General features: G+C 54.3%; 5 protein-coding genes and 1 pseudogene. 2 read left to right on the top strand and 4 right to left on the bottom strand.

All coding sequences use genetic code 11. The annotated features are described in order from the left end of the window. Nucleotides 1–42 precede the first annotated feature (42 nt). Nucleotides 43–512 (bottom strand): annotated as a pseudogene (locus JJB97_RS04265) (RlmF-related methyltransferase); the annotation flags it as partial. 350 nt (nt 513–862) lie between these two features. Between JJB97_RS04265 and mcbA the strand changes: the two are divergent. Both mcbA and bhsA read left to right on the top strand, forming a co-directional pair. Further along, nucleotides 863–1,123: a DUF1471 family periplasmic protein McbA gene (gene mcbA, locus JJB97_RS04260; protein ID WP_238712622.1), complete on the top strand. Its 261-nt coding sequence runs from the start codon at nt 863–865 to the stop codon at nt 1,121–1,123. Between the two features lie 506 nt (nt 1,124–1,629). Beyond that, on the top strand, nt 1,630–1,890 hold the full coding sequence (gene bhsA, locus JJB97_RS04255) for a multiple stress resistance protein BhsA (RefSeq protein ID WP_238712620.1): 261 nt from the start codon (nt 1,630–1,632) through the stop codon (nt 1,888–1,890). An 83-nt stretch (nt 1,891–1,973) separates the two neighbouring features. On the opposite strand, the gene ybiB is transcribed toward bhsA, so the two are convergent. From ybiB to rhlE, 3 genes are all read right to left on the bottom strand, one after another. Further along, nucleotides 1,974–2,951, bottom strand: a complete 978-nt coding sequence (ybiB, locus tag JJB97_RS04250) for a DNA-binding protein YbiB (RefSeq protein WP_238712619.1) — start codon at nt 2,949–2,951, stop codon at nt 1,974–1,976. Between the two features lie 64 nt (nt 2,952–3,015). Continuing rightward, nucleotides 3,016–5,172: an ATP-dependent DNA helicase DinG gene (gene dinG / locus JJB97_RS04245; RefSeq protein ID WP_238712617.1), complete on the bottom strand. Its 2,157-nt coding sequence runs from the start codon at nt 5,170–5,172 to the stop codon at nt 3,016–3,018. A 327-nt stretch (nt 5,173–5,499) separates the two neighbouring features. Then, complete coding sequence (gene rhlE, locus JJB97_RS04240; protein WP_238712616.1) at nt 5,500–6,894, bottom strand: ATP-dependent RNA helicase RhlE; 1,395 nt, start codon at nt 6,892–6,894, stop codon at nt 5,500–5,502. Nucleotides 6,895–7,497: the final 603 nt, after the last annotated feature.

The raw sequence follows: 7,497 nt of genomic DNA, 5'->3' as shown, positions 1-7,497 counted from the left end.
CGTCCTTTTTTACCCGCCCATTACTGGGGATTCCTCAGGACGTAAGCCGGGGTTCGCTGTAATAATCGCGCCCGCCGCGCGTAAAGCCTGCTCATTAACATCACTACCGGTAAAACGCCAGCCGTACTCATGCTGACCAATGAGGGGATAAATGCAGTTAGCGCCCACGCCAATATCCAGAATAGTTGCCTGTCGCGGAATGTTACCGCCGTTATCACAGGCCAGGAGATCCGCCAGGTGATGAATATAATCAGCGCGCCCGGGCACCGGCGGGCAAAGGAATCCGTCAGGAATAGCCCAGTGCTTTACGCCATAAAAAAAGCCAGCAGAGCCTGATTTAATGTCTTTACCGCCGCAGGATCGGCAAAATCCAGCGTCAGCTCTCCAACAGGCGAAGGGCGAACAAATTCGCGCAGCGCCGGATACTGCGCACAGAGCGCGTCAAAATTATAACGTTGATTGTGACGGTTACGGGGATGTAAACCACGTTTGGTCGCGCATGGGTTGTTCACAGGCTTTCTCCTTTCCCGGCGGCGTAAGATACCTGTTGTCGCGACGTAGGTAAATAACGCAGGATAGCGCATACAATTCTTCTCTCTGGCGCCGCGGATACCAGCCAGCCAAACGCTATCAAATCCGCCGGGCGCCGCCAGAGCCTGTCTGTCAGCATTTAGATTAAAAACTCCTCATAAATCAACGGCTTGCTTCGATCTGTTTTGTCAGCTTTCGTCAGAAAATGTTGTTCAAAAATTAAGCTCATCACGGTCAAAAATTTGCATAATTCCGCGCCTGACGCTCGCCTAAACTCAAAATGTACTGACAGTTCCTGGGTCAGTACTTTTCACACCCGGGAGAACGCATCATGAAAAAATATCTTATCTATACTGCCGCTGCGGCTTTTATCAGCCTGTCACCGGCAACGTTCGCCGCGCGGCCTCTCACGTCAGGCGAAGCAAGCCAGCTACGCCCCGTTGGTACAGTTTCCGCTCAGGGGATAAGAAGCCTTGACGATCTGGAAGCAAAACTTGCTGAAAAGGCGCGTGAGAAAGGCGCAAAAGGCTATTTCATCCACGCGGCTGGCGGTAAAAACCTGATGTATGGCTCCGCCATCATTTATAAATAAAAGCCTCCCTTTCCTGAAGCCTCTCTACAAAGAGGCTTCTGATTGTTGATAAAGAAGGAAAAAACGGGGTTTTTCCTTCTTTGAGATAAGCAGACGAAAAACAATGCGTTGATTTTACTTAATTTTATTGTGTTTTCTCCCTCCTGTCTGCGTCAGGATGGGGGTTGTCAGCACTCTCTGAAGCCCTCTACAAAGAGGCTTCTTTATGCCCGTCTGTTGCGGCATCGCTCAGGAAAAACCGTACGGCCCGGCCCAGACAGGCGGCTTCTTCTACAGCGCAACCTCAAAAAGCGCGAAAATGCTGTTTACAGTCATCGCGATAAACTTACCGGCCCTTACCCTGCCGCCACAGTATTTGTGTATAAAAAATACGCTACCGGCCATCATTCAAAAAATTCGAACGAAGCGGTCAATTCTCTTTGGTTTTAACCACTGATTAATATCGCAATAATAAACGCAACAACGGAAAACACCTGCAAAACCAAAATATAATATGAGATAAACAAATGAAATTAGTTAATCGCACCATCGCATTATTAATAACATCCACTCTCTCCTTTGGCGTTTTCGCCGCGCAGGAAGTTAGCGTCGGTCACGCCGAACCAGGCGAAAAAATTGGCGTTATTTCCGCCTCCGGCGCTTACACTCTGAATGAGCTGGAAAACAAGCTGGCGGAAAAAGCCAGCGCCAAAGGCGCCAGTACATTCAAAATTACGTCCACATCGGGCTATAACCTGATGCACGGCACGGCTGAAATCTATAAATAACCGGCAATACCGTTAGCTTTCTTTGGTAATAACCCTGGTATTACCCTGTTTGCCCGCACGCCACTTGCGGGCCTTTTTATTTCTCAGGTCGGAAAAACAGCGTTAACGTGCCGTATCGCTGCGGCAAACGCCCTTTCTTCGCCGCTTGCAACTAAGCAGCAGGCCAGTTGAATCTTTATCGATTGAGGCACAGGCTCACCTCCCGCAGCACAGCGCTCAGTCCAGCGGGCTGTCGTCTCGGCATCTTTCTCTAACGGCAAAACCACCCTCTGCGCAGAGGCTTGCTCTTCACGTTCATAAAGAATATGCACACCCTGCTCATCAATCAGGCTCATCCGGGGGCAGCGCTGCGGGTTGGCGTAAACTTCGCCTTCGGTCCCCTGCATCAGTAGCGCTCGCCCCTTTGTCAGGGTAAAAAATTGCGCAACCTTAACGGCATATTCCGGGTGAGAAACGCTCGCCAGACGCAGCGCTTCACCAGAAGCAAAAGGCGTTGCAAGTTTAGCAAGGGTATGAGCGCTGCTACGCACACCCAGCCGCCAGCGCAGCGCCAGCAATTTTTCCATCGAGGGGCAAAGCGTACCGACAGGCACAATTACCGGGCTACGGGATTCTTCAAGCTTTGCCTGCGCCTGCCCGGCGCTGTGAACGGCATGCATCCCCAGTAATTCAAATATCGTTTCAGAAATGACGCGCGTGGGATCCTCGCTTACGCCATGCACCAGCACGGGAAACCCCAGCCGACACAGCAAAATAGCCAGCAACGGCGTTAAATTCGCCTGCCTGCGCGCGCCGTTATAGCCAGGAATCACCACAGGCATGGGACGCCCGGCCGGCGGCGTCAGGGCGATAGTATTATGCTGCATCGCGTCATAAAAACCACGCAGCTCGGCTTCGCCTTCTCCTTTAATCCGTAGCGCCATCAATATCCCGCCAAGTTCCAGATCGGGTATTTCACTGTTAAGCATGTGCGTATACAACGCGCGTGCGGTGTCGATATCCAGATCGCGCGCATGTTTTTTACCGCGCCCGATCTCTTTTAAAATTTTACGATAATCCATAGAGTTACCTCCACCTACAGTTGCTTATGCTGGTGTCATGAAGGGCGGGACGACCCCGCATTCTTTACTGCTTTTTCCGACGCGCAGCGCTTTTTCTGTTTGTAACCGATCGCGCGCGGGCTGGCGGAACATCTGGCTGAAGTAGAGGAAATACCGGCAGCGCATCCAGTAGCCGCTTTCCATAATTTTTTGTCAACAACCGCCTGTCATAAATCACGATATCTCCCCGGCAGCCGTGGCTGCGAATCAAACGCCCCACCTGTTGAATAAGGTTAAACGACGCGCTCGGCAGGCTCTGTACTTCAAACGGATAACGGTTTTGGCTACGCAACCATTCGCCTTCTGTAATCACAACGGGGCTATCCACCGGCGGAAAAGCGATTTTATGGATATGCACCTGAGTTAGCAGCTCGCCTTTCAGATCCAGCCCTTCCGCAAAGGATTGTAGCCCCACCAGCACGCTGGTTTGCCCTTTTTCCACTCGCTCGCGGTGTAGCGATACCAGCCGGTAACGCGGCTTGTCGCCCTGAACCAGCAGTTGCAAACGCAAATCAGGCACACAATCCAGAAAGCGCTGCATCGCCCGTTGGCTTGCAAACAGCACCAGCATCCCCCTGGCTTTATCTTTTATTAATTCACTGCGAAAAAAGGCGGCCATTTCTGCAATATGCAACGCCTCATGCTCCATTACCGGCTCATAGCGCATATGAGGTATCAGCAACCGCCCCTGCTCAACGTGGTTGAACGGCGAGTCCAGCGTAATGAAGCGATCGCCCGCCTTTTCTTTCAGACCGCTCAATTCCTGCAAACGCGCAAAACTGTTCAACGAGCGCAGCGTCGCTGAAGTTACGACCACATGCGGCACGCTGCGCCACAGCAATTTTTCCAACTGATCGCTAACGCGAATCCCTGCGCAATACATATACAAATGCGACTGCCCTTCGCGCAGAGTACGCGTCACCCACTTACAGACCGGCGCGCCGGATGAATGCTCCGTTGACGCCAGCTTCCAGAGTTTGCTCTGGCTTTCAAAGTGGCCGAGCGCCTTATTCATCTGCAAAATAAGGCGATAGAGGCGCGCAATATCGTGCTGCCCGGTCTTTTCGCTAAGATCGTTCACAAACGCCTCCGCCAGACCGCGCAACGCATCCATCAGCTTTGCCAGCCGCTGCGCCATGCCCCGCAGTTCATCGGGCAGAACGCCCATTTCGAAGCGATATTCCGCCTCCCCTTCGCCGGGCAGCAATAAAATCATGATACGCGCCACAGAGGCTAAAAGCTCGGCAGTTTCCTCGCAGTGGCTACTCAGCCGCTCCGCAGTCGCCAGCGGCGGCACAGTTTTGGGGCGGTACTGCTCAAGACAGGCGGCAATCAGCTTCATAAATAAATCAAGCTGCAGCCGCCCCCAGCCGGCGCTGATTTCCGCGCCGGTTTCCAGCGCATCGCGCGCCACGTCGGGTATATGGTGCCCTTCATCAAGCACCAGCAGCAGATTCTTTGCAGGCGGAAGCACAGACTCATTCTCCAGCGCCGCCATCACCAGCGCGTGATTAGCCACTACGACCTCTGCTTCGCCAATTTCACGTCGCGCGACAAAAAACGGACATTCGCGGTACCACTGGCAGTTGGCGCCAAGGCAGCCGACCTTATCGGTACTCAGACGCGCCCACAATCCCTCGCTAACGGCCTTATCAGTATGATCGCGCACCCCATCCCATCTCTGCCCGTCAAGTTCGCTTTTCAGCTTTACGCATAGCGCCTGCTCTTCACGGCTGGCGGGCGTGACGGCATCATCAAGAAACGCCAACAAATCGCCCTGAGCGCTGCCTTCGCTGGCAGCCAGCGCACTCAGATTACGCGGACAAACATAGCGCCTGCGCCCAAACGCTGCGGTAAACTTCAGCCCGGGAATCACTTTTCCCAGCAGCGGCAAATCCTTCGTGAAAATCTGATCCTGCAGCGCCACGTTCGCCGTGCTGACAACCAGCGTTTTTTGCTCATCGCGCGCCAGCGCAATGCCCGGAATCAGGTACGACAGCGTTTTACCTACGCCGGTCGGCGCTTCAATGGCTAAATGCCGCCCTTCATCGCCTGCCAGCGTCTTTGCCACTTCTGCAATCATCTGACGCTGGGAAGAACGGGGGACAAAATCAGGAATTTGCTGTTGCAACGCCTTATACCAGGCGGCTATTTGCGCTTTCTGCGCGGCGGACAATGCCATAGATAACCATATCCACTGTATAAACAGCCACTATTGTCCCATTTTTCAACCGCAGACAACACCTCCTTTTCCTTTGCTGGAATGCCGTTTCCGGCAAGGAATACGTTTTATCACAGTATTTATGTTGGCTTGCGAACCGGTACGGATAAGTAAAAATCCGCCATCGCAAAAAGGCGATGGCGGATTTCACTGGCTTTTTTACCGTGCTTAACGCCTCCCTGGCTAATGAACAAAACTGTCCGCCAGGGAGCGGCTCGAATGAGAAAAAGACCGAAAGCATCAGGCTGTGTCCCTTAATCCTCATGATGCTGGATTAAGGGATACAGCTTAATGTGCAGAGCCGGTATGGCCACTGCGGCGACGCGAGCGCTCACCGGCAGGGCGCGCGGCGCGCGGCCCTTCTGCCGAAGTACGCTCCCGGCGATCGCCTTCTTTTTGAACGCGATTGCGGCGATCTTCACTGCGTGAACGGTTCTGACGATGCCCCTCGCCCTGAGGGTGCGGAGCGCGGCTTCGCGGCTGCCCCTGGCCGCGCCCGCCACGGCTTTGGCGGCCGTTTATAATCGGCTCCGCCTTAATGGACGGATCGGGGTCAAAGCCTGGCAGCGCGATGCGCGGCACTTCTCGCTTAAGCAGTTTTTCAATATCGCGCAGCAACTTATGTTCATCCACACAGACCAAAGACAGCGCCTCTCCGGTCGCAGCCGCGCGGCCCGTGCGGCCAATGCGGTGTACATAGTCTTCAGGTACGTTTGGCAACTCATAATTGACGACGTACGGCAGTTCCTCGATATCCAGCCCGCGCGCGGCGATATCAGTCGCAACGAGGACACGGATCTCGCCGCTTTTGAAATTTGCCAGCGCGCGCGTACGGGCGCCCTGGCTTTTGTTTCCATGAATCGCTGCAGCAGTAATGCCGTCTTTATTAAGCTGCTCGGCCAAATGGTTTGCGCCATGTTTGGTGCGGGTAAAAACCAGCACCTGGCGCCAGTTGCCCTGGCCTATCATCAGCGACAGCAGTTCACGCTTGCGCTTTTTATCTACAAAATGCACGTGCTGCGTTACCTGTTCAGACGCAGTATTGCGGCGCGCGACCTCCACTTCTTCAGGGTTATGCAGCAATTTTTCAGCCAGTTGTTTGATGTCGTCGGAGAAGGTGGCCGAAAACAGCAAATTCTGGCGGCGTGGCGGCAGCTTTGCCAGCACGCGACGAATATCGTGAATAAAGCCCATATCCAGCATGCGATCGGCTTCATCCAGTACCAGAATCTCCACGCTGTCGAGCTTAACGGCATTCTGGTGCTCAAGATCAAGCAGGCGGCCGGGCGTTGCAATCAGGATATCCACCCCGCCGCGCAGCTTCATCATCTGTGGGTTGATACTGACGCCGCCGAATACCACCAGCGAACGAATATTCAAATACTTGCTGTATTCGCGTACGTTTTCTCCCACCTGAGCCGCCAGCTCGCGAGTGGGCGTCAGAATGAGCGCACGTACCGGGCGACGCCCCTTCGCATGCGCGTTTTCCTGGGTCAGGCGCTGCAACAAAGGCAGCGTAAACCCCGCTGTTTTGCCGGTACCCGTTTGGGCGCTGGCCATCAGGTCGCGGCCACTCAGAACAACCGGGATCGCCTGGCGCTGAATCGGCGTCGGCTCGTGGTAACCCTGCTCGGCCACTGCGCGCAGGATATCGGGACTTAACCCAAGAGAATCAAAAGACATAACTACTCCAGACCCGCCCTGACCGGGCAACCGGTGTAGTTTCCAGGGGGATTATGAAGCCGGGACCCCGGCTATTTTAAGAGGCACAAACCACAGTGCCGTTCAGGCTGCGGAGTGTAACAGCTTTTGTGGGACAGCGCACAAAAACTCCCTTTTTAGCCTGACGCCAGTCGGTTAAGCCCGTTTGCGAATAACGATTCCTGTTAATGCAAAAAATCCATGCCATGCTGTGGCCCCCTCCCTGTTCGCTTTTAACGCCTGCAGGCTTACAGCGGGGGCTGACGAACGCTGAAAACGGCGAGCGCAGGCAAGGGAAAAAAGCGCGCCGGGAATACAGGATGCGGACTGAAACGGCACGAGACAGGGCCGCTGGCCGTGAGGCGAGCGCGCCGCGAAGCAGTGATATTTACGCGCCGGCGCAGGCGCTTGCAACGCAGACCGCGGTGTCCTGCTTTGCCCGTTCACCGTTGATGGCGCCCTCTTTGTTACCGCGATTTAAGTAAACGGCGCGCCCACGTAACCTTAAACCTTTTTTAGCCCGGTTTACCGCCTGACGGCGTGAAGTGGACAAAAATTTGGCGACTGAGTAAAGTTAATCAATCG

This window comes from Tenebrionibacter intestinalis, assembly GCF_016632365.1.
Lineage (GTDB): Bacteria > Pseudomonadota > Gammaproteobacteria > Enterobacterales > Enterobacteriaceae > Tenebrionibacter > Tenebrionibacter intestinalis.
Note: the sequence above shows the minus strand (reverse complement) of the source record. Positions and strands in the feature narration are given on the sequence as shown.